Origin of the sequence: Bacillus cereus group sp. MG9, from assembly GCF_040459995.1 — a bacterium.
Classification (GTDB): domain Bacteria; phylum Bacillota; class Bacilli; order Bacillales; family Bacillaceae_G; genus Bacillus_A; species Bacillus_A mycoides.
Window position 1 is genome coordinate 4,583,650 of the sequence record NZ_JARVHC010000001.1, and the last position, 21,078, is coordinate 4,604,727.

Consider the following 21,078-nt stretch of genomic DNA (forward strand, 5'->3'; position numbering starts at 1 on the left):
ACGTTTCCGACAAGCACATTACCAAAATTTGTTTTATAATAAAGTTGTAAACGGTAATAAAAATGATTGGGAGGAATTTACTATGAATAATACATATACAAATATTTTAATTGCGGTGGACGGTTCTAAAGAAGCAGAAAAAGCCTTTAAAAAAGCAATTCAAGTTGCAAAACGAAACAACGCAACATTAACAATTGCTCATATCGTTGATGTAAAAGCATACTCAGCAGTAGAGGCTTATAGCCGCGCAATTGCTGAACGTGCAAATCTATTTGCAGAAGACTTATTAGAAGACTACAAAAAAACTGCGCTTGAAGCTGGTCTTGAAAAAGTGGAAACTGTATTAGAATTTGGTAATCCTAAATCTAAAATTTCAAAAGAAATCGCTCCAAACCATAAAGTGGATTTAATTATGTGTGGTGCAACTGGTTTAAATGCTGTAGAACGTTTCCTAATTGGTAGCGTCTCTGAACATATTATTCGCTATGCGAAATGCGATGTCCTTGTTGTTCGTGGTGACGAGGAGCAAGGTGATCTTTAATTTATAAATAAAACACCAAGTCCACATAGGCTTGGTGTTTTTCATTTCACAAACTTCACTATAAATACAAGACAAGCTACAACAACAACGGTACCTGCCAACACATACGGCGGAAGGAATTTCAAAGACCATAGCGCCATCATTATCGTCGCAACAATTAAGTACGTTTGCTTTGCATCTTCTGTCATTTTTTTACGAAGTAAGAAAACATACACATAACCGATTGGCGGCGCAATGAAGCAAAAAACATATATAATTTTTGATTTTAAATACCACTTTTGTTCGCCAAGTTTCTTTATGTCTTCTTCTATTCTCTTACTCTCTTGTTCTCTCACTTCTTCTTCAATCGGATCTTCCTCTTCTCCTCGCTTTTCTTTCATATAAGGAAGAAAGTGCATAAAAAAATAATATGCAAACACGAACGCTCCAAATCCAATATCTAATCTTTCTAATGGAATATACTCACTAAAAAAGACAGCAATAAGCACTAAAGATAAACAGTATGTCGGCATCCAAAATGAACGTTTTCTCTTTTTCCGTTCCATTTCTTTTTTATCTTGTACATGTTTTCTTTTCGAAAGCCATATCGATATACAGCAATCTACTACAAATAGAGCAAAGATAAATGTCGCAATGTGTACTGTTTCTATATCCTCAAATGAAAAGATATTTGGGAATGCACCGTGTAATACAATTAGCGTGTACAAAATTAACCGATACTATAAACTTAACTAAATCTATACAATTCAATCAAATTTACACAAGTTAGTGCTTCATCGTGTTCTCGCAACCCCGAAGGGACGAGGGGTATAACACTCCACACGAGGCAGTATCGTTACCTCCTATTATCAAGCATTTATTTTACCCATCTTGATAAATTTATCGAAGCATTTACATCCCTATCGTGATGGCTATTGCATGGAACACAGTCCCATTCACGAATCTTTAAACTCCATTGTCCTTCTGGTTGAACTGAATGGTCGTATTTTACTCCACAACATGAGCAAATCTTGCTTGAGGCGAACCATTTATCAGCTTTTACATATTCAATGCCGTACTTCTCACACTTGTATGATAAACATTGAAAGAAGAAGTTTAATTTTTGAAATGAAAATGCTTTCGATAGTTTTTTGTTTTTTAACAGGTTTGAGATAGGTAAGTCTTCCACAACAATCCTCATTGGTTTGGTTTTCACCAATTTAGCTGTTGATTGATGGATATGGTTATTTCGGATATTCGTAATTTTCCTAGATAACCGAAGGTGCTCAGTTTTAGCTTTTTCATATCCGGCAGATTGAATTTTTACACCTTTTTTAAATCTCCTAGACATATCTCTTTGCGCTGACTTTTTCCTTTTCAAAAGTTTTTTAACCTTAGCATCTTTGTTTATATTTCGTTCTTTCGTACCATTAGAAGCTACAAACAGCTCTTTTAAACCAACATCCACACCAATCGACTCATTGGTTAGTTCTTGTGATTCAAAGTCTTCCTGGAACCCTACACTAATCCACCAGTGACGACCATCAAATGTAACTCTTGGATTTGATGATTTTTTGTTTCTTGGTAGTTGTTGGCTTGTTTTCACTTCTCCAATGGACTGAATATGAACTACTTTCTTTCCTATAATCAGTCTTTCATAATTGGCATAAAATCCTTGGATTAAATCTTTTTTGGATTTATAAGAAGTGTGATAACCATTTTTGTACTTTTCGAACGAATTTTTCCTCGCCTTATCAAAATCTTTTGAAGCCTGTTTAGGAACTTGTGCATTGATGTCTTTTAACCACTCATATTTCTTTCGCTTCTTGATCTTTGTAAATCGTTTCTGTAAATCTAACTGTGAAACAGATTTCCCAAATAGCTTATAGTATCTATCACTCATTCTTTTACAATAGTTATAAGCAAATCTTGCAGCACCAGCATGGTTTCTAAGCACTTTTTCTTGTTCAGGCGTTGGAATCAGTCTAACTTTCTTCGCCAATATCATCAGAAGCCTACTCCTTTACTGTGCGATTATTCGAGCACGCATCTTTTAGATAATGAAAGATTGATTCTTCTGAATGGTAGCGTGTTCCATCAGCATTCTCCTAAGACTACTCGGATACAAACCTGTTAATTCCGATACTTGACTAACTCGTGAAAATTTCATTATTATTCTCACCTCATTGAATTTACCATAACACATACGTTCGATAGATTCATTAAAGTTTGATAGATTTAATTAATTTTATCTTGTTCAACTAGGGGCGCAATTCCTTAGCCAGTTCTCTTATGAACTTCTCATATTTTCACATGAGCGCAGACTATATGTTTATCTCTTTATAGGTAGAATATTTTTCCATCACCATAGGCTTGTGATGTACTCTCGTCAGTTATACGAGATAGTCGTTGAACGTTCATCTTATCAATTTTGACTTAGATGATTCGAGGCGGAAGACCCATTGTTCTAGTGTTTAGGATTTAACCTTGCACCATCTGATTGATTTTTTCTGCTTTCGCAACATTCACGCTCACCATTTCTAGCCACGTTGTAGTTCAATCAGCTTTAGGGATTGCCCGCAGTTAACCCTCACTACTAGCCAATTACTTGACTAGCAGGGCTTACTGATATATTTAATTAACTTTCGTTATAATTGGTTAGATAAATCGTAACAGTTAGTTACCCTACAAAATATATACGTCTCATTTCCCATTCCTTTCTCATTTCCTAACATTACGTTAACATACATTTTTTAGAAATAGACGGACAAAATATATATGTCTAAAAAAGGAGGATGCTATATGGATGATTCTGAACGTATTATTTTAGATGTGAATGGAAAAGAAATCGAAATGTTAGATACGATTCGTACTCATTTTAAAGAAAAACATGGTGTTGAACTAAGTCACGGTGCATTGCTTCGAGATTTAATGGATATTGAATACATTCGGATTACGGAAGATCGACACAAGTATGATTAATCGATGAAACTTTAAGCCTAGAACATATTGCTCTAGGCTTAATTACATCTATACGAAAAATGTTATAATTAGGAAAAAATGCAGAGGATACCAGAATATGAAATCTGAAAATATCTCAAAACATTTTCACACATTACATGTGCAAAGAAACCAGTTCCTTCCTGAGCTTCATTCACTTTCACAAGAACAACTATGGCATAGAAAAGAGGACGGAAAATGGTCTATTGGTGAACACTTTTATCACTTATATTTAATTGCAAGGATGCTAAAAGTAGCGATTAAATTCTCTTTCACTCTTATCCCTTATGCCAAACTAAGAAAAAACGCCCCATTTGCAACTGACATGCATGACATTTATGCCGAATATAAAGAAAAACACGGTAAAGGAATGAAAGCTCCTTGGATTTTAATCCCTTCAAAAAAAGTCTATTACTCTATGAATGTAAACGAATTAGAAGAATTACTTTCACGTGAAACAGATGAAATAAAAAAACTAGTTCAAAATATAGAAGAAGATATTGCAGGACATATCGTATTTTTAGATCCAATTGCTCACTATCCTAACCTTATTCAATCTATCCAACTATTAGCGATTCATGAGAAGCATCATTTTAGCATTATGAAGAACAACTATAAAATGCTCGACTCCCTTCTAAAAATATAAAAGACTGCTCATATTACTTATCAGCAGTCTCCTATATCTATTTAAGCTCTTGATGCTTCCCACCCATACCACCTGGCTCATTGCTATCTTGGTGTACAGTTATTTTATTTGTTTTAGCATCTTTCGAAACTCTATATGTATACGATTCATTTGGTTCATCTTTAAACTGTACATTCATACCGTAAGAACCGATTTTACTATAAAAGGCCGGTTTTATGTATGAAATATCACTTTCTTTATATCCTTTCTCTTGCAAGTGCCACATCGTTGCGATAATCGCTTCTTCTCGCTTTTCTTGTTCACCAACAAACATATATTTGTCCAAAAGAAATACTTTCACGTTTGCAATTAAGCTAATTAACAGTAAAATGATAAATACTATTTTTTTCATAAATTTCCCCTAAATTGTGTTTTTTCACTATACTATAACTTACACACTAGTAAAAAAGAAAGTACGCCAGACTTTCACAGACTGGCGTACTTTCCAACTCAATTCCTAATAACTTCTTTAGTTAACCCCTTCGCCTTCTCCAAAGCCTTTTCAATCTGCTCAAATCCTGTCCCGCCAGCACTGTTACGACGCTTTACAGCTGCATAAGGTGAAAGAACTTCATATAAATCTTCTTCAAATAACGGACTCATTTCTTTATACGTTTCAAGTGGTACATCTAATAAATAGATTCCTTTTTGCGTACAATGAAGAACTAGTTTCCCGACAATTTCATGAGCTTGACGGAACGGCAGTCCCTTGCTTGCTAAATAGTCGGCAATTTCTGTTGCGTTAGAGAAGTCTTGCGTCACAGCTTGCCCCATTTTTTCTTTGTTTACAGTCATCGTTTCAAGCATGCCTGCCATAATATGAAGGCATCCTTCTACTGTTTTCACTGTATCAAACATTCCTTCTTTATCTTCCTGTAAGTCTTTATTGTAAGCGAGTGGCAATCCTTTCATTACTGTAAGTAAACTGAATAAATTACCATATACTCTGCCCGTTTTACCACGAATAAGTTCCGCCATATCCGGATTTTTCTTCTGCGGCATAATACTGCTGCCTGTTGCGTATTGATCGCTCATTTCAATAAATTGAAACTCTTGGCTACTCCATAAAATAAGTTCTTCGCAAAAGCGTGATAAGTGCATCATAAGCATAGATGAGTTACTTAAAAACTCCAGTATGAAATCACGATCACTTACCGCATCTAAACTATTTTCATAGATTCCATTAAATCCAAGAAGCTCCGCACTATATTCTCGGTCAATCGGGAATGTTGTACCAGCTAGTGCTCCTGCTCCTAATGGTGAAATGTTAATACGCTTTAACGAATCTTCATAACGATTCACATCGCGCTCTAACATCCAAAAATAAGCAAGAATATGATGCGCAAATGAAATCGGCTGTGCACGTTGCAAGTGCGTATAGCCGGGCATAATTGTTTCGATGTTATTTTCCGCTTGATGAACAAGAACAGTTTGCAATTGTTTTGTAGCTTTTATAATATCTTCTACTTTTTCTTTTAAATACAAATGCATATCTGTCGCTACTTGATCGTTACGGCTTCGGCCTGTATGAAGTTTCCCTCCTACTTCACCGATTCTTTCAATTAACATCTTTTCAATATTTAAATGAATGTCCTCAGCCTCGACTGAGAAATTCAATTTATTTTGTTTCGCTTCCTCTAGTAAATATTGAAGCCCTATCTTTATTTTCTCTGCTTCTTCTTTCGTAACAATGCCTTGCTTTGCTAACATCGTTACGTGTGCGATACTCCCTTTTATATCTTGATTTACTAATTGTTGATCAAAGGAGATGGATGCTCCAAACTCTTCAACCCACGCTTCCGCTTCTTCTGTAAAACGTCCGCCCCAAAGTTTGCTCACGCTTCCACCTTCTTTTGATTCACTTGGCTGTATACTTTCGTAGGTAAACCGAATAATGAAATGAATCCAACTGCTGCATCATGATTAAATCCATCCTGGGCAGTATACGTTGCTAATTTTTCATCGTATAAAGAGTACTCAGATTTACGCCCTTCTACAATCGCATGACCTTTAAATAATTTCACACGCACTGTACCTGTTACATTTTTTTGCGTTTCTTGTAAGAAAGCATTGAGCGCTTGTTTTAAAGGTGAGAACCATAAACCGTTATAAATTAATTCTGTTAGTTTTTGCTCAATCATCGGTTTGAAATGAGCAACCTCTTTCACAAGTGTTAAATCTTCAAGTTCTTTATGCGCTGTTATTAATGTCATTGCCGCTGGGCATTCGTACACTTCACGAGATTTAATACCGACAAGGCGATTTTCTACATGATCGATACGTCCAACGCCATGTTTTCCAGCAAGTGCATTTAACTTTTTAATTAGTTCTGAAAGTGAATATGCAGTGCCGTTTAAAGTCGTCGGTACTCCTGCTTCAAATCCGATTTCTACAAACTCTGGTTTATTCGGTGTATCTTCTAATGCTAATGTCATCTCGTATGCTTCTTCTGGCGGCGCTGCCCATGGATCTTCTAAAATTCCACATTCGTTGCTGCGTCCCCATAAGTTTTGATCGATTGAAAACGGGCTATCTAAATTAATTGGAATCGGTATATCATTTTCTTTTGCATATGCAATTTCTTCTTCACGTGACCATTTCCATTCACGTACAGGCGCAATAACTTCTAAATATGGATTCAACGCTTGAATAGAAACTTCAAAACGAACTTGGTCATTCCCTTTCCCTGTACATCCATGTGCAACTGCACTTGCGCCTTCCTGCTCTGCAATTTCTACTAATTTTTTTGCAATAAGCGGACGAGATAATGCAGAGACAAGAGGATATTTCCCTTCGTATAACGTGTGAGCTTGCATCGCTATCAATGCATATTCATTCGCATATTCTTCTTGAACATCAATCATATATGATTTAATTGCACCTACTGAAAGTGCTTTTTCTTTTACAAACGCTAAGTCTTTACCTTCCCCTAGATCTAAGCAAAGCGCGATAATATCATAATTCTTCTCTTGTAACCATTTAATTGCAACGGAAGTATCAAGACCTCCGGAATATGCTAATACAACTTTTTTCTTCTCCATTTTGCATCCCCCTAAAGAATAAATATTCATCTTTTTTTATAATAATCCAAACTTTATCACCTTTCATAAAATGAATCAAGGGGAATTTATAAAATTTTTTCAAACAATTTCGTCGAACTTCTTTCTTTTTTTATGTAAAATAGAGGAAGGAAAATGGAGGGGTGTCTATGAAAAAGTATTTTATATACAATGAACATCTAGGAATTGAAGTACCGAACATACAAAAAAAATGGGAAGACATCTCTGAACAAGCGCAGCATTCTATTTTATTAAAATGGGAGCAAGTTCGCGGAAAAATACCTGATCGCATAAAGGAACTTGAGCACCATATTAACGCTAAACAACACCACTTAAATAACGAAGAAGACTTCGAAATTTCTTGCAGGCTAAATTCAGAAATTGCCGATCTTGCTTCAATTATTAACGATCTTTGGCTTTGGTATCGTCTAACCCAAAACGTATCTGAGGGAAAAGCACACCAATGAAAAAAGCATGCCCCTCAATTAATTCGGGTCATGCTTTTTTGTCGTAACAAGCTTTGCAATATATTTCTTGCGCCGTTTTTGCTAAACATACATCAAACGGGCCTACTAATACACTTCTTTCTTTCGGCAACTTCACAAAAGCAACTAGCTCTTCTTCATATTGAATCTTTTTCTGACATGAAACACATTTTAATTCTTTTCTTTTAAACATGTCTTTTAGCATATCTCCATTCTCCCCCTCATCTATCTATATTAATATACTCTCATAATAGTTAGAGCTTGTAAAAAAATGACACATTCCGAAACAAATTATTCATATACTATGTACAAAAGGAGGTCTCAAACTTATGCGAGCTTTCATTATTATCGCTTTAACTTTTTTAAGTATCATTAGCTGGGATGCATTTTTTAAAGATAAAAGTGATGAGAACAATACAATTGAATAAAAACCCTTCTTTTCTTACTTATTGGACAAACTTCTAAAAGTTGTCCAGTTCTACGAAATAACTTAGGCTTTTCTACAAAAATATTTAAACATAACATTTTTTGTAGATTCTCTTCGGTTATTGTCGGTTTCCATCCGCATGTATTTTTTGAAAGTATGATATAATAATATAAATCTTGAAGGAAGGGATTTTGATATCATGATCGCTCGAAGGAGCATGTGGCATCGTATTGACGAATCATACACGTAGCGTATTTTTCAGCTCAGATACTTTAGTCTAGCGAAAAAAATACGAGAGTGGGGAAATTATGATTGCCCGAAGGATAATTTGGCAAAAAAAAGACTCTTCTTACACATAGCGTTTTGTTTAGGACTTAATTGTTACTAGCTAAACAAAACAAAGAAGAGCAGGATTGCTAAATGAAGAATCCTACTCCCCGTTTTGTTTAGTCGCTTTAAGACTTAAACTAAAACGAAGGTAGGGAGAATTGATGGACGAGAGGATTATTCGTTATTTCTTCAGCGACATATAGCGTAGTTAGTTTTTTTCGTAAACTAACTGAAAGCTACATGTGAGCTCGTAGTTAGTTTACAACACCAAAGGACTACTAACTACGGAAAGAAGGAATAACGATGAGGAACATCCAAAGTCGACAAATTATTAAAGAAGTTTTTATGGTTTTAATCGGTTCATTTATATTAGCAGCAGCGCTATATCACATTCACTTCCAAAACCACTTAACAGAAGGTGGCTTTGTAGGTATTGCACTATTCATCCAAAATTTTTATGATATTTCACCATCTATTTCAACTGTAGTAATGGATATCCCTATTATTTTACTATGTGCTTCATTTTTAGGTAGAAAAATGGTTGGCTATTCATTCTTAGGTTCACTTTCATTCGGAGTATTTTATTCCCTTATGGAAAATTATTCTCCTTTTACGGTAGATTTATCAAATAATTTATTTGTAGCTGCAGTAGTTGGCGGTGCGTTAGCTGGTATTGGACTCGGTTTTATATTGCGATTTGGCGGTGCAACCGGTGGAGACGATATTTTAACAATTATATTAAGTAAACGAACTCGGTTTACAATTGGGCAAATTTTCTTCGTCTTTGACGCGATTGTTCTTGCGCTTTCATTATATTATTTAAATTGGACAGAAATTGCTTTTACTATTCTTTCGATTGCCGTACAGGCAAAAACATTGGATTTAATTTACTATCCAAAAACAGAAAAGAAAGCAGCAAAGCAACCCGTTTCTATTCCAATATCCAAAAAACATGCGACAAACTAAAAAGCGAAAGGCTTCGGCCTCTCGCTTTTTTCATGCTCTCTTTTCTTTTTCTAATATGTAGCGTACTTGATAAAACTTATTTGCAAATTCAGTAACATTCCTCGTTAAGCGGTAGTTCACTGTAGAGCCAATTGCCATTCCAAGTACAGGAATGCCTTGGAATACTTTACGACGGAGAGCATAAATCGAAAATGTCTTCAAAATTTGTTTTAACACAACCTCAGTAGAAGCTGGCTTTAATACTGCTTCGTCTCCTTCATAGAAGAATGAATCCTCTTGTTCGAGTTCTCTCAGTAAATTGTACCATGCATATTGCTGAAGTCTCGCCGGCAATAATGCTGCATGGAATACCTTTAACGCAAGCATCATTTCATACGGCTTGTTCACATCATGCCCAAATGATGTCGCAACAAGTTGGACAGCCTTCACATTTAACGCAATCATAACCGGAAAATCAGCCGTTAATAATAATAAACCACCAGCACCAGTTGCTCCACCTTGTACGAATGAATATAGACGATGACGTGCTGTTTGCTGCTCTGCTATGTATGTTAATTGATCAATAGATAACGCCTTCAAATCTTCAAGTTGCTCAATTGATTCATCAAACAATCTCGATGTTCCTAAAATACGATTACGTGCATCTAACTGTGATTGTGAACTTTGAATAAGTGCATGCAAATGAAAGAGCCATCCATCTGCTTTCGTAAAAAAGTCTTTTCGTTTTTTCTCAGGTAGTTTTGCAACTGTAGTATGCAACCACTTATCAAACATCTTTTGAAAATCGGTCGCTTCTTGCTCTACTAATTGCCCTTCCCACTCTTTTATATTGTCTAAAATGGCTTGTTCTCGCTTCGATCGCATCACAACAACCACCTCGTTCGATTTTTTTCCTATTGTAACATATTTCCGCTTGTTCTTTGCAAATATGCTTGTCTATCTTTATTCACATACCATTTTTTAATGACATAAAATATTAGCAAAAAGGATGAGATGCCTCACATGAATTTATCCAATATAAAACAAAATTATAATGCAGTATTCAGCTTAGGACAAAACTGCTGGCCTGCTTGGGCTTTATATCAATTCGAATTATCACCATTTTTTGGTGTTATCGATTTTATGCTAAGCCCTTCATTAGAAAAAGTGAATTTATTATTACAAAATCGATTTGACCGTTTTTTAGGATTAGAAAATTTGTCTTTCATCTCATTTTGGGATGATGATGCTAAGTTACGACTAAGAGACAATCTTTATGAAATCGACTCCTGCCATGATTTTAAAACCGATGTAAACACACCAACATCCTGGCCTTCTTATACAGAAATTAAGTTAAACTATGAGCATCGAATTAATCGTTTTCTAACTACAATCGAAACGGCAGAATCCACATTGTTTATTCGAACGGGAGGAACATACGAAGAAGCACGTTCCTTGGAACAAATTTTATCTCAAATAGTTAAACATACATTCTCTGTCCTATTACTCATTCCTGAAGATGTACCAACTATCGCCCAAGAAGATTGGGGATTACAAAATATTTGTGTTATAAAATGCCCAGTGATGGATATATACCAGTACAATGAAGCATTTTGGAATGACTTATTTAATGGCATCACAATTCGGCCAAACGCTTAAATACACGTCACCTTTTATCACACCCTGCCTTATAATCATCCTTATACAAAATAAATAAGGAGTGATTATATATGTATCCACGTGCAAAAGCTTTTGGCATTGCTATACATCACGGTCGCCTTCTTGTACAAGAATATCATACAGGCGATGAAACATATTACCGACCTCTTGGCGGATCAATTGAACTTGGTGAAAAATCAGCACATACTGTTATTCGCGAATTTCAAGAAGAGCTTCACACAGAAGTGGAAATCACCAATTATTTAGGCTGCTTAGAAAACATCTTTCATCTAGATGGAGAAATTGGTCATGAAATCATTCAGCTATATTCTTTACGCTTATTAGACATGTCACTATATGAAATGGAAAAAATGAATATACAAGATGAGCAAACCGTATCGTATGCGAAATGGATTCCCATTACAGCTTTCATTCAGAAGGAAAAATTACTATATCCGGATGGAATTTCGAAATATATCCAAAAGAAAAAAGACGAAATCCTATAGGATCTCGTCTTTCTTTTCATATAGTATATTAACCAATATCTCCAAGACGTAGTACGTCACGAGCGATCATAACTTCTTCGTCAGTTGGAATTACGATAATTTTTACTGGAGAGTGCGGGAAGCTGATGAATGCTTCTTCACCGAATACATTATTACGTTTTACGTCGAAGTATACGCCCATGTACTCAAGGCCTTCTAATACGCGCTCACGAATAATTGCACTGTTTTCACCTACACCAGCTGTGAAGATGATTGCGTCAACGCCTTTCATACGAGCTGTGTAAGAACCGATGTATTTATGGATACGGCTCACGAACACGTCAAGTGCTACTTTCGCACGGTGGTCGCCTTCTTCTTCTTTCGCAATGATGTCACGTAGGTCACTAGAGTAACCAGTAAGACCTAACATACCACTCTTCTTGTTTAATACGCTAACTACTTCTTCTACAGTTTGGCCTGTTTTTTCCATGATGTATGGAATTAACGCAGGGTCAATGTTACCAGAACGTGTACCCATTGTTACACCAGCAAGTGGAGTGAAGCCCATAGAAGTATCGATAGACTTACCGCCTTCTACTGCTGCGATACTTGCACCGTTACCTAAGTGACAAGAAAGTAGGCTTAAGCTTTCAATTGGACGACCTAATAATTCAGCCGCACGCTCAGTTACATATTTATGAGAAGTTCCGTGGAAACCGTATTTACGGATGCCAAATTTCTCATAGTACTCATATGGTAAGCTGTATAGGAATGCAGATTCCGGCATTGTTTGGTGGAATGCTGTATCGAATACTGCTACTGCTGGTACGTTTGGTAGTACTTCTTGGAATGCTTTAATACCAACAAGGTTTGCTGGGTTGTGAAGTGGTGCTAAATCGCTTAATTCTTCGATATCAGCTAATACTTCAGCATCAATTAAAACAGAATCAGCAAATTTTTCGCCGCCGTGTACAACACGGTGACCGATACCGCCAATCTCATCAAGAGATTTTACGATTCCGTTTTCAGTTAATTTCTTAAGAAGCATGTTAACTGCTACTGCATGATCTGGGATGTTTGTAATTTCTTTTTGTTTTTCGCCATTTACAGTAATTGTGAAGATACTATCTTCTAAACCGATACGTTCTACTAAACCTTTTGTTAATACTGTTTCACTTGGCATTTCAAATAATTGGAACTTTAACGAAGAGCTTCCTGCGTTAATCGCGATGATTTTTGACATCTAGTCTTTCGCCCCTTTTTCTCTTGGTAGTTGTGTGGATCATTCCACAAACCGCTCGATTTTATCTAATTAAATTCACTCATTATGAAAACGTTTCATCATTAGTAAATTTTATACTCACGATTTTAATTTAAACATCGTCCGACATATATTTCAAGTGAAAAAATTGTAACACCAAGAAAAAAAATATATTACAGATTTCAAAAAAATTCAGTTAAATCTTGTATATATTAAAAAACATTACATATCCTATAAAACTGTACTACATTAATTACTAACCCTGTTACATATATATCGTATTATTTATGTGTTGCAAACCAAGTATTCAATTGATCCATAATGTTCTCCATAGCCTTCATGTTAGAGAATTTAGGTAATTCCACTAGTAGTGCCTGTTTCGGCATTGTTACACCTTGGCCTTTCTTTTGGAGAACAAATATACTTTTTGCATTTTTCTCGTTTTTAAACATGGAAACAGGAAGCTGTAATAATCCTTGAATAAAACATGTCTCTTTAATGAATGCATGTAGCTTTGGCGCTTGATCACTTTCAAAAATGAAGTTTGGTACTAAGAAGAATAAATACCCGCCTTCTTTCGTATGTTTCACACTTTGTTCAATAAATAAGTGATGTGCATATGACATTCCTTCATTTGCTTTTAATGTATATTCACTTGCAACAATTTCATTTGGATAATAACCAATTGGTAAATCTGAAACGACTGCATCAACTGGATCAATATAAAGTGGTGCTAGTCCATCTTGGTGGAAGAATTCGATTGCATGCTTTTGTAAATTTGCATTTACTAAAGCAAGTTTAATTAACACCTCATCCACTTCTACACCAAATCCACTCATTGTTAGTTCTTCTTTGGCGCTATTAAACAATGTAGTCATTAAGTTACCAGTTCCAATTGCAGGGTCTAAAACAGTAATTTCTTTTTGACCTTGCATAAACTTATGGAATAAGTAGCTCATGAACATTCCAACTGCATCTGGCGTCATTTCGTGATTCGCTTGTACGCCCTCTTTCATTCCTTTTAAAATGGCTAGCTGAAATGCTTTACGAATTTCTTCCCCTTTATATGTTTCTTCATTAAACGTACTATATTCACGATTCAACCGTTCAATTGTTGATTCGGATAATTCCTCTTGTAAAATCGCTCCTTCAAACAAGTTATCACCTGTTTCTACAAGCGCCTCTAAATATGTTACATCTAATTCTTTACGTAAAACTACCGTAGAAGAATCAAAAATAGAAAATAATGTTTCTACTGCCTGACTCACGTACATTCCTCCTTCTCTCTTTTACACATAACTTATATCATACCATAATCTAAATTTTTCCCAAAAGAAAAAGCGACCTCTTGCAAAGAGCTCCCCTTCAAGTTGTTTATGATGTAACGTCTTTTCTCATATATTGGTTCAGTTAACAATACATGAGAAAAGACGACCTCTTCTAAAGTAAAACTTTAATGAGAGGTCGTCTTCATTTACATTACTTCGCAGATTTAGCTGCTTCTAATGCTGCTTCATAGTTTGGATGGCTTGTACCTTCGCCTACGTATTCTGCGTAAACTACTTTGTCATTGCTATCTACTACGAATACTGCACGAGCAAGTAAACGAAGTTCTTTCATTACTAAGCCGTAAGCTTCACCGAATGAAAGGTCACGGTGATCAGAAAGTGTTACAACATTTTCTAAACCGTTTGCTGCACACCAGCGTTTTTGAGCGAATGGTAAATCAGCGCTAATTGTTAATACTTTCGCGTTTTCAATACCTGCTGCATCTTGGTTAAAACGACGAGTTTGTGCATCACACACACCTGTGTCAATTGAAGGTACAACACTAATTAATTTCACTTCACCTTTGTATGTCTCTAAACTTACTGGAGATAAGTCATTTGCTAATACTTGGAAGTTAGGCGCTTGATCGCCAACTTTAACTTCTGTTCCAACTAAAGTCATTGGGTTACCTTTAAAAGTTACATTTGCCACTTAAAAATCCTCCCTTATTTTAAACAAAATATGTACAATGTAAATGATAGTTTGTCCCTATCAATAATGCAAATAAAATCGCTTTATTTACAAAAAAATAAAGAAGCTAATCCATTGATCAGCTTCTTTATTCGTTAAATTTGAAATTCAGGATCATCTTCTTTTCGTTTATCCATCATTTCTTTCACTTTATCAACAGCTTGTGGCGCTAATTCAATTATTTTATCGATGACGTGTGTTTGCTTATCTAAGTGTAATACTTTCACACCTTCTCCATTTATAACAAGAAAGGCAACAGGATTAATAGAAACTCCTCCACCACTTCCCCCGCCAAATGGATGACGGCCTGAATGTTCTACTTTACCAAATTCACTTCCACCAGCAGCAAATCCAAAACTGACTTTCGAAACTGTAAGAATTACACTTCCATCTGCCGCTTTAATTGGGTCACCAACAATTGTATTTACATCAGTCATTTGTTTTAAATGCTGCATTGCGGTTGTCATTAAACCTTGAATTGGATGGTCCATTTTATATCCCCCCTATGATTGAACTGATTTTTCGTTCGTACCAGATCTTTGTCTTCTCATAAACGTGAGTAATTTGATACCCGTTTTTATAGCACGAAATATACGAAAAGATGCTGTTAACTCACACCTTGATGCAAATCCTTTCCCTTGAAAAACAGGGGTAATTTCAAATTCTGGTACGTCGACAATATGCATATATTGTCCTACAACTCCAGCAGCCATTCCTTTTGTCCCCCATGCATACCCAGTGACAATTCCAGTACTAGCCGCATCGCCTGCTCCAATTTGTGAATGCCACTTCCAACTATTGATTTTCACTCGTTTGAGAAAATCTTTAACAATAGTATGAACTTCTTGAAGCTTTTTTATCAGTTCTCCAATGCTATCAAGTTGTGCCATAATTTTATTATCTATTCCGCCATCTTTCTCAGCTTTTTCGATTTTCTGCCCCGTTTTTTTCTGTTGTTTTTCAATTCTTTCCAATACATCAAACGTATATCGAATCATCCATATTTTCACTTGAAATAAACATTGTTTTTCCATTTCTGAATATAAAAACGTCACCTTAAGCGATATTTTCGATAATAGTATAAGCAAAATAAAAAGTAGAAGAATTATCATTCCAATTACAAGCCATTTCATTCTTACCATCCTTTCACTCCATACCCATTATCGACAAGTTTATTCATCATTAAACAGACTTTGATAAAATTGAATATAAAAATTTTTCTAAAAATAAAAAGGAATTTTGACAATTTATATCGAAATATACTATTTGAACATATCATCCAGAAACATACTCTGACGATATGTAGCACTAAGACTAGAAAATTTAACTGCAGTGGAGGGATACATAATGGCAAATCGTCGCAATTTATTTTTCTTTTATGGTGATGACAAAGTAACGCTCGTTGAAAAAATGAAACCAGTATATCGTATTTTAGAGGAGAATGGATTTACCATATTAGATCATCCAAAAAATGCAAACGCTATCGTCAGCGTTGGAGATGATGGGACTTTCTTACAAGCCGTTCGTAAAACCGGCTTTAGAGAAGATTGCTTATACGCAGGTATTTCTACGAAAGATGAAATTTCTTTCTACTGCGATTTCCACATCGATCACGTTGATACAGCCCTTCAAGAAATTACAAAAAACGAAATTGAAGTGCGAAAATATCCAACAATTAAAGTAGATGTAGATCACGGTACATCTTTCCATTGCTTAAATGAATTCACATTACGCTCTAGTATCATTAAAACATTTGTCGTAGATGTACACGTCGACAATTTACATTTCGAAACCTTTAGAGGTGATGGATTAGTTATCTCCACACCAACAGGTAGTACCGCTTACAATAAATCATTACATGGTGCAGTTGTCGATCCACTTATCCCATGTTTCCAAGTAAGCGAACTAGCATCTTTAAATAACAACACATACCGTACACTCGGGTCACCGTTCCTTTTAAATCACGAGCGTACGTTAACTTTAACACTTAAACCAGATGGAAATGATTATCCTGTTATCGGAATGGATAACGAAGCACTTAGCATTAAACAAGTGGAAAAAGCCGTTGTTCGTTTAAGCGATAAACAAATTAAAACTGTTAAATTAAAAAACAACTCTTTCTGGGAAAAAGTACAGAGAACGTTTTTATAGTAATCAAAAAACCCTCGAATTATGGGATTTCCATAATTCGAGGGTTTTTTATTTATCAAATGCAACTTGACGCTGTTTCACAAAACATTTTGGAACAGGACAAAAGTATATGAAATTATATCAACGATTTTATCCAAAATATCAATTTACCGACATCATCAACCTATCTAAAAAGAGGAAGCAGCACCAAAATGTATTTTCGGAGCCGCTCCCTCAAATTTTTAGACGTCTTTTCTATAAACAATCTTCCCATCAATGACGGTCATTTCTGCCTGTACTTCTTTTATTTCTTCCGCCTCAACTTCAAAAATATTGCGGTCTAATATCGTAAAGTCTGCTTCATATCCTTTTGTAATTTTTCCTCGCTTTCCTTCTTTTCCAATTGCATACGCACTTCCTGTTGTAAATAAAGAAACAGCCTCATACACCGTTAATCTTTCCTCTGGCATATAGCATACGCCGTCAATAAAACTTCTACGTGTAACAGCACTATATATACCTAAAAACGGATTCACTTGTTCAATTGGAGCATCAGAGCCTCCATTACAGTGTAATCCTGCATCCAGTAACGTCTTCCAAGCATACGCATAACGAAGACGGCGTTCTCCTAGTTTTTCAATAACTGATGGAAAATCTGACGAAACAAAGACTGGCTGAATATCAATAATAGCTGGCAATTGTTTCATTCTTTCAATCAACTCTTCACGAGCTAGCTGACAATGAATAATACGGTCACGTAATCCTTCTGCAGGTGGATATAATTCAAGCGCATCAATGACATATTCAAGCGATAAATCACCAATTGTATGAATGGCAACTGGCATATGTAAATCTCGTGCTTTTTTCACTAAACCTGCAAGCTCTTCACGTGAGAAAATGGCAACTCCATTCGTTTCCTTCGCATCTTCATACGGTTCACTTAATAAAGCTGTTCTTCCGCCGAAAGAACCGTCAGAAAAAATTTTCATCGCACCAAATTCAATATAGTGCTCATTTTCATATTCTTTTCGTTCATTCGCTACTTCATGGTGAACGAGTAAATGCGCTTTAAACCGCATTTCTTTTATAACGTGTGAAAACGCATTGTACGTTTTTTGAAAGCCGCCATAATAATTTAAGTCTTCCGTATGTCCGCCAACGAGTCCATATTGCCAGCAGTCTGAAATCGCTGTTTGCAGAGCACTTTGCAAATACACTCCATCTATTTCGGGCTGAACATGTTTAATTAACTCTTGTCCTTGCTCATATAAAAGTCCTGTTAATTTATTTAATGAGTCACGACCAATTTTTCCGCCCTTTGGATCTTGCGTCGCTTCTGTTATGTTCGCTTCTTGCAATATGTATGAATTCACCCATGTCACGTGACGACAAACACGCTTTAATAAAATCGGATGTTCTTTAGAGATTTCATCTAAATCACGTACATGAACTTGTTTTGTATCTGTGAAATTATTTTCATTCCATCCTTCTCCGATAATCCAAGATCCTTTTGGCGCTTCTTCTACGCGCTTCTGAACAAGAGTAAGTACTTCGCTATAAGATTTGCAATTTGATAGATCTAGACGAAGCAACCTCTCCCCATGCCCAATAAGATGCATATGGCTATCAACGAGTCCTGGAATCATCGTTTTCCCTTTTAAGTCATATAACTTCACTTCTGAATATCGGTTTTCTAACTCTTCTTTATTCCCCATATGAACAATGACGCCATTTTCAACGTAAATAGCTTCTACTTTTTCATTCTCTTCTCGCATAGTGTAAATGGTGCCGCCATACCAAATTTCTCCCATATACTCGTCCCCCTTTTCCTTTAGTCTACGAAATTAGAGCGTATAAAAAAAGCACCATTTCGATTAAAAATGGTGCTTTTCCAAAAATTATTTTTGTTCAGTAGGGTTCGTTGTAACTTGCCATTCAATGTTAAATTTATCTTTTAGTTGTCCGTATGCTGGGCTCCAGAAAGTTTCTTGAAGTGGCATAATAACTTCTCCACCTTCTTGTAACTTATCAAATACTTCTTTCGCTTTTTCTGCATTATTAATTTGAATTGCGATTGTTACTTGAGATCCGATTGCATGCCCTTGACCTGGGAATGTATCAGAAATCATAAGGTCCGTATTACCAACTTTTAAAGTAGCATGTAAAACGCGCTCTTTCGCTTCAGCTGGAATTGAGTATTCTGGATTTTCAGGCATGTCACCAAAAGTTTGCATTACTTCTACTTTTGCGTCTAACGCCTCTTTGTAAAACTGTACAGCTTCTTGCCCACTACCATCTAAAACTAAGTACGGATTAATACCTAAAATCATACGGACACCTCTTTTTTTAGTTTATAAAATCGAACTTGTGTTCGTTTTTATAATATCATCGTTTTACATTTCATTCAACTATTTACTTCCCTATTTTCAAAATTATTTTGAAGGAAGCTCCATTTCTTGTTTTCTAAGTTCAATACGGCGAATTTTTCCGGAAATCGTTTTTGGTAGTTCATCTACAAATTCAATTTTGCGAGGGTATTTATATGGTGCAGTCAATTCTTTGACGTGTTGTTGGAGCACTGGAATTAATGTTTCTTCGTTCTTGTCTATATTCTCTCTTAATACGATAAATGCCTTCACGACACTTCCGCGAATTTCATCAGGGCTTGCGACAACCGCACATTCTCTTACATATGGATGTTTTACAAGTGCATCTTCGACTTCAAACGGTCCGATTGTATAACCAGAGCTAATAATAATATCATCACCGCGACCTTCAAACCAAAAATAGCCTTCTTCATCTTTTTTCGCTTTATCACCGGTAATATAATAATCACCGCGGAATTGCATCGCTGTGCGCTCATCGTCTTTATAATATTGTTTAAAGAGTGCTGGTGTTTCAATGTGAACTGCAATATCACCAACTTCTCCTACCTGTACAGGAGTTCCTTCTTCATTTACGATATCAACATGGTTTCCTGGCGTCGGTTTTCCCATTGATCCTGGTCTAATGTCCATCCCTTTCATTATCCCAACGAGTAATGTGTTTTCCGTTTGCCCATAACCGTCTCTTACCGTAATATCAAAATGCCTTTGGAACGTTTCAATAACTTCCCTGTTTAACGGCTCACCTGCCGATACAGCGCTATGTAACGCTTCTAAATTGTACTCACTTAAATTTTCTACCTTTGCCATTAATCTATACTCAGTCGGCGTACAACAAAGCACATTCACCTTATTATCGCCTAATAAATTTAAATACGTTTTTGGTTCAAACTTACCATTGTATACAAATCCTGTTGCACCTGAACCGAGAGTCGCTACAAACGGGCTCCAAATCCACTTTTGCCAACCTGGACTAGCCGTTGCCCATACAACATCATTTCCTTCAATTCCGAGCCAGTTCGGAGCGCTTGTACGTAAATGAGCGTATGCCCATGCATGCGTATGAACAACTCCTTTTGGATTTCCTGTCGTCCCTGACGTATAAGATAAAAAGACCATATCTTCTTTATCTGTCTTCGCCATTTCTAACATGTCACTTTCTGTTTCTAATGCTGTTTTTAAATTTTTCCAACCATCTACTGAACGCTCGCTCAAAACGAATTTTTGAAGAGATTCCACCGCTTCTACGCCGTCGAATTGTCCAATATACGGTTCGTAACTTACAATTGCTTTCACTTCTCCGTGCCCAATACGGTACTCAATATCTTTTTTACGCAACATTTCTGAGCTTGGAATAACGACAAATCCTGCTTTAATCGCAGCAATATACGTCATGTAAGCTTCAATTAAGCGCGGCATCATAATAAGGAGCTTGTCCCCTTTTTGTAAGCCACTTTTTATAAAAGCGTTTCCAATTCTATTCGCACCTTGCATTAATTCAAAATATGTAATCTCTCGTCTATTCCCTTTATCATCTTGCCAAATTAAAGCAAGCTTCTCTTTATCACTCGTATATTTCTCTATTTCCGAAACTAAATTATAAGACGGCGGCGCTAACAATTCCTCTCTCTTCATATAACATCCTCCTTTATTTCTATGCCTCCCTTATATAATAAAGAATTTTCAGTA

General features: G+C 35.9%; 23 protein-coding genes. 8 read left to right on the forward strand and 15 right to left on the reverse strand.

Annotated elements, in window-relative coordinates; genetic code table 11:
* Positions 1-82: 82 nt before the first annotated feature.
* Positions 83-541: a universal stress protein gene (locus QCI77_RS23520; RefSeq protein ID WP_001066676.1), complete on the forward strand. Its 459-nt coding sequence runs from the start codon at positions 83-85 to the stop codon at positions 539-541.
* A gap of 41 nt (positions 542-582) precedes the next feature.
* On the opposite strand, the gene QCI77_RS23525 is transcribed toward QCI77_RS23520, so the two are convergent.
* Both QCI77_RS23525 and QCI77_RS23530 read right to left on the reverse strand, forming a co-directional pair.
* The gene (locus QCI77_RS23525; protein ID WP_353825523.1) at positions 583-1,248 is read right to left on the reverse strand and encodes a hypothetical protein; all 666 of its coding nucleotides are present in this window, start codon (positions 1,246-1,248) and stop codon (positions 583-585) included.
* Between the two features lie 149 nt (positions 1,249-1,397).
* On the reverse strand, positions 1,398-2,528 hold the full coding sequence (locus tag QCI77_RS23530) for an RNA-guided endonuclease InsQ/TnpB family protein (RefSeq protein ID WP_353825524.1): 1,131 nt from the start codon (positions 2,526-2,528) through the stop codon (positions 1,398-1,400).
* A gap of 794 nt (positions 2,529-3,322) precedes the next feature.
* Here QCI77_RS23530 and QCI77_RS23535 point away from each other — a divergent pair.
* Both QCI77_RS23535 and QCI77_RS23540 read left to right on the forward strand, forming a co-directional pair.
* Complete coding sequence (locus QCI77_RS23535) at positions 3,323-3,502, forward strand: ProA domain protein (RefSeq protein WP_113770015.1); 180 nt, start codon at positions 3,323-3,325, stop codon at positions 3,500-3,502.
* Between the two features lie 97 nt (positions 3,503-3,599).
* Positions 3,600-4,166, forward strand: a complete 567-nt coding sequence (locus QCI77_RS23540; protein WP_002138616.1) for a DinB family protein — start codon at positions 3,600-3,602, stop codon at positions 4,164-4,166.
* A 37-nt stretch (positions 4,167-4,203) separates the two neighbouring features.
* Here the strand turns inward: QCI77_RS23540 and QCI77_RS23545 are convergent, their stop codons facing one another.
* The 3 genes from QCI77_RS23545 to QCI77_RS23555 all read right to left on the reverse strand — a co-directional run bounded on the left by QCI77_RS23545 (position 4,204) and on the right by QCI77_RS23555 (position 7,246).
* The gene (locus QCI77_RS23545; RefSeq protein WP_002067555.1) at positions 4,204-4,557 is read right to left on the reverse strand and encodes a DUF3139 domain-containing protein; all 354 of its coding nucleotides are present in this window, start codon (positions 4,555-4,557) and stop codon (positions 4,204-4,206) included.
* Positions 4,558-4,655: 98 nt separating this feature from the next.
* Positions 4,656-6,044, reverse strand: a complete 1,389-nt coding sequence (argH, locus tag QCI77_RS23550) for an argininosuccinate lyase (RefSeq protein WP_002129392.1) — start codon at positions 6,042-6,044, stop codon at positions 4,656-4,658.
* Positions 6,041-7,246, reverse strand: a complete 1,206-nt coding sequence (locus tag QCI77_RS23555; RefSeq protein WP_113770014.1) for an argininosuccinate synthase — start codon at positions 7,244-7,246, stop codon at positions 6,041-6,043. The genes argH and QCI77_RS23555 overlap by 4 nt, the downstream gene beginning before the upstream one ends.
* 167 nt (positions 7,247-7,413) lie before the next feature.
* Here QCI77_RS23555 and QCI77_RS23560 point away from each other — a divergent pair, with 167 nt between their 5' ends.
* The gene (locus QCI77_RS23560) at positions 7,414-7,731 is read left to right on the forward strand and encodes a hypothetical protein (protein ID WP_002034320.1); all 318 of its coding nucleotides are present in this window, start codon (positions 7,414-7,416) and stop codon (positions 7,729-7,731) included.
* Between the two features lie 28 nt (positions 7,732-7,759).
* On the opposite strand, the gene QCI77_RS23565 is transcribed toward QCI77_RS23560, so the two are convergent.
* Positions 7,760-7,954: a hypothetical protein gene (locus tag QCI77_RS23565; protein WP_002015541.1), complete on the reverse strand. Its 195-nt coding sequence runs from the start codon at positions 7,952-7,954 to the stop codon at positions 7,760-7,762.
* Positions 7,955-8,809: 855 nt separating this feature from the next.
* On the opposite strand from QCI77_RS23565, the gene QCI77_RS23570 reads away from it, so the two are divergent.
* A complete protein-coding gene (locus tag QCI77_RS23570; RefSeq protein ID WP_002015542.1) occupies positions 8,810-9,472 on the forward strand; it encodes a YitT family protein in 663 nt (220 codons plus the stop codon).
* 30 nt (positions 9,473-9,502) lie between these two features.
* On the opposite strand, the gene QCI77_RS23575 is transcribed toward QCI77_RS23570, so the two are convergent.
* Positions 9,503-10,336: an EcsC family protein gene (locus QCI77_RS23575; protein WP_016102963.1), complete on the reverse strand. Its 834-nt coding sequence runs from the start codon at positions 10,334-10,336 to the stop codon at positions 9,503-9,505.
* Positions 10,337-10,474: 138 nt separating this feature from the next.
* Here QCI77_RS23575 and QCI77_RS23580 point away from each other — a divergent pair, with 138 nt between their 5' ends.
* Both QCI77_RS23580 and QCI77_RS23585 read left to right on the forward strand, forming a co-directional pair.
* A complete protein-coding gene (locus QCI77_RS23580) occupies positions 10,475-11,110 on the forward strand; it encodes a DUF1796 family putative cysteine peptidase (RefSeq protein WP_215590244.1) in 636 nt (211 codons plus the stop codon).
* Positions 11,111-11,181: 71 nt separating this feature from the next.
* Positions 11,182-11,616, forward strand: a complete 435-nt coding sequence (locus tag QCI77_RS23585) for an NUDIX hydrolase (RefSeq protein WP_215590245.1) — start codon at positions 11,182-11,184, stop codon at positions 11,614-11,616.
* Positions 11,617-11,644: 28 nt separating this feature from the next.
* Here QCI77_RS23585 and ackA read toward each other — a convergent pair whose 3' ends face one another.
* The 5 genes from ackA to QCI77_RS23610 all read right to left on the reverse strand — a co-directional run bounded on the left by ackA (position 11,645) and on the right by QCI77_RS23610 (position 16,017).
* Entirely contained in the window at positions 11,645-12,838 is a 1,194-nt protein-coding gene (gene ackA / locus QCI77_RS23590) for an acetate kinase (protein ID WP_002015546.1), read from the reverse strand.
* Positions 12,839-13,137: 299 nt separating this feature from the next.
* Complete coding sequence (locus QCI77_RS23595; protein WP_002015548.1) at positions 13,138-14,124, reverse strand: class I SAM-dependent methyltransferase; 987 nt, start codon at positions 14,122-14,124, stop codon at positions 13,138-13,140.
* 211 nt (positions 14,125-14,335) lie between these two features.
* Positions 14,336-14,836 carry a thiol peroxidase gene (gene tpx, locus QCI77_RS23600; RefSeq protein ID WP_000024524.1) on the reverse strand — a complete coding sequence of 167 codons (501 nt, stop codon included), beginning with the start codon at positions 14,834-14,836 and terminating at the stop codon, positions 14,336-14,338.
* Between the two features lie 134 nt (positions 14,837-14,970).
* Positions 14,971-15,366 (reverse strand): GerW family sporulation protein, encoded by a 396-nt coding sequence (gene ytfJ, locus QCI77_RS23605; RefSeq protein ID WP_000350005.1) that lies wholly within the window; start codon positions 15,364-15,366, stop codon positions 14,971-14,973.
* A 12-nt stretch (positions 15,367-15,378) separates the two neighbouring features.
* Positions 15,379-16,017 (reverse strand): DUF2953 domain-containing protein, encoded by a 639-nt coding sequence (locus QCI77_RS23610; protein WP_016106347.1) that lies wholly within the window; start codon positions 16,015-16,017, stop codon positions 15,379-15,381.
* Between the two features lie 205 nt (positions 16,018-16,222).
* Here QCI77_RS23610 and QCI77_RS23615 point away from each other — a divergent pair, with 205 nt between their 5' ends.
* Entirely contained in the window at positions 16,223-17,026 is an 804-nt protein-coding gene (locus QCI77_RS23615; RefSeq protein WP_002015552.1) for an NAD kinase, read from the forward strand.
* Between the two features lie 221 nt (positions 17,027-17,247).
* Here the strand turns inward: QCI77_RS23615 and QCI77_RS23620 are convergent, their stop codons facing one another.
* The 3 genes from QCI77_RS23620 to mbcS all read right to left on the reverse strand — a co-directional run bounded on the left by QCI77_RS23620 (position 17,248) and on the right by mbcS (position 21,024).
* The gene (locus QCI77_RS23620) at positions 17,248-18,816 is read right to left on the reverse strand and encodes an amidohydrolase (protein ID WP_353825525.1); all 1,569 of its coding nucleotides are present in this window, start codon (positions 18,814-18,816) and stop codon (positions 17,248-17,250) included.
* Positions 18,817-18,903: 87 nt separating this feature from the next.
* Positions 18,904-19,335, reverse strand: coding sequence for a VOC family protein (locus QCI77_RS23625; protein ID WP_353825526.1), 432 nt, complete (start codon positions 19,333-19,335; stop codon positions 18,904-18,906).
* Between the two features lie 102 nt (positions 19,336-19,437).
* Positions 19,438-21,024 carry an acyl-CoA synthetase MbcS gene (mbcS, locus tag QCI77_RS23630; RefSeq protein ID WP_002034333.1) on the reverse strand — a complete coding sequence of 529 codons (1,587 nt, stop codon included), beginning with the start codon at positions 21,022-21,024 and terminating at the stop codon, positions 19,438-19,440.
* Positions 21,025-21,078: the final 54 nt, after the last annotated feature.

Excerpts from the sequence above, each read along its gene's own strand:
- QCI77_RS23520 (WP_001066676.1), top strand. The coding sequence starts at position 83 with ATGAATAATACATATACAAATATTTTAATTGCGGTGGACGGTTCTAAA.
- QCI77_RS23530 (WP_353825524.1), bottom strand. The coding sequence starts at position 2,528 with ATGATATTGGCGAAGAAAGTTAGACTGATTCCAACGCCTGAACAAGAA.
- QCI77_RS23535 (WP_113770015.1), top strand. The coding sequence starts at position 3,323 with ATGGATGATTCTGAACGTATTATTTTAGATGTGAATGGAAAAGAAATC.
- QCI77_RS23540 (WP_002138616.1), top strand. The coding sequence starts at position 3,600 with ATGAAATCTGAAAATATCTCAAAACATTTTCACACATTACATGTGCAA.
- QCI77_RS23545 (WP_002067555.1), bottom strand. The coding sequence starts at position 4,557 with ATGAAAAAAATAGTATTTATCATTTTACTGTTAATTAGCTTAATTGCA.
- QCI77_RS23555 (WP_113770014.1), bottom strand. The coding sequence starts at position 7,246 with ATGGAGAAGAAAAAAGTTGTATTAGCATATTCCGGAGGTCTTGATACT.
- QCI77_RS23560 (WP_002034320.1), top strand. The coding sequence starts at position 7,414 with ATGAAAAAGTATTTTATATACAATGAACATCTAGGAATTGAAGTACCG.
- QCI77_RS23565 (WP_002015541.1), bottom strand. The coding sequence starts at position 7,954 with ATGCTAAAAGACATGTTTAAAAGAAAAGAATTAAAATGTGTTTCATGT.
- QCI77_RS23570 (WP_002015542.1), top strand. The coding sequence starts at position 8,810 with ATGAGGAACATCCAAAGTCGACAAATTATTAAAGAAGTTTTTATGGTT.
- QCI77_RS23575 (WP_016102963.1), bottom strand. The coding sequence starts at position 10,336 with ATGCGATCGAAGCGAGAACAAGCCATTTTAGACAATATAAAAGAGTGG.
- QCI77_RS23580 (WP_215590244.1), top strand. The coding sequence starts at position 10,475 with ATGAATTTATCCAATATAAAACAAAATTATAATGCAGTATTCAGCTTA.
- QCI77_RS23585 (WP_215590245.1), top strand. The coding sequence starts at position 11,182 with ATGTATCCACGTGCAAAAGCTTTTGGCATTGCTATACATCACGGTCGC.
- ackA (WP_002015546.1), bottom strand. The coding sequence starts at position 12,838 with ATGTCAAAAATCATCGCGATTAACGCAGGAAGCTCTTCGTTAAAGTTC.
- ytfJ (WP_000350005.1), bottom strand. The coding sequence starts at position 15,366 with ATGGACCATCCAATTCAAGGTTTAATGACAACCGCAATGCAGCATTTA.
- QCI77_RS23610 (WP_016106347.1), bottom strand. The coding sequence starts at position 16,017 with ATGGTAAGAATGAAATGGCTTGTAATTGGAATGATAATTCTTCTACTT.
- QCI77_RS23615 (WP_002015552.1), top strand. The coding sequence starts at position 16,223 with ATGGCAAATCGTCGCAATTTATTTTTCTTTTATGGTGATGACAAAGTA.
- QCI77_RS23620 (WP_353825525.1), bottom strand. The coding sequence starts at position 18,816 with ATGGGAGAAATTTGGTATGGCGGCACCATTTACACTATGCGAGAAGAG.
- QCI77_RS23625 (WP_353825526.1), bottom strand. The coding sequence starts at position 19,335 with ATGATTTTAGGTATTAATCCGTACTTAGTTTTAGATGGTAGTGGGCAA.
- mbcS (WP_002034333.1), bottom strand. The coding sequence starts at position 21,024 with ATGAAGAGAGAGGAATTGTTAGCGCCGCCGTCTTATAATTTAGTTTCG.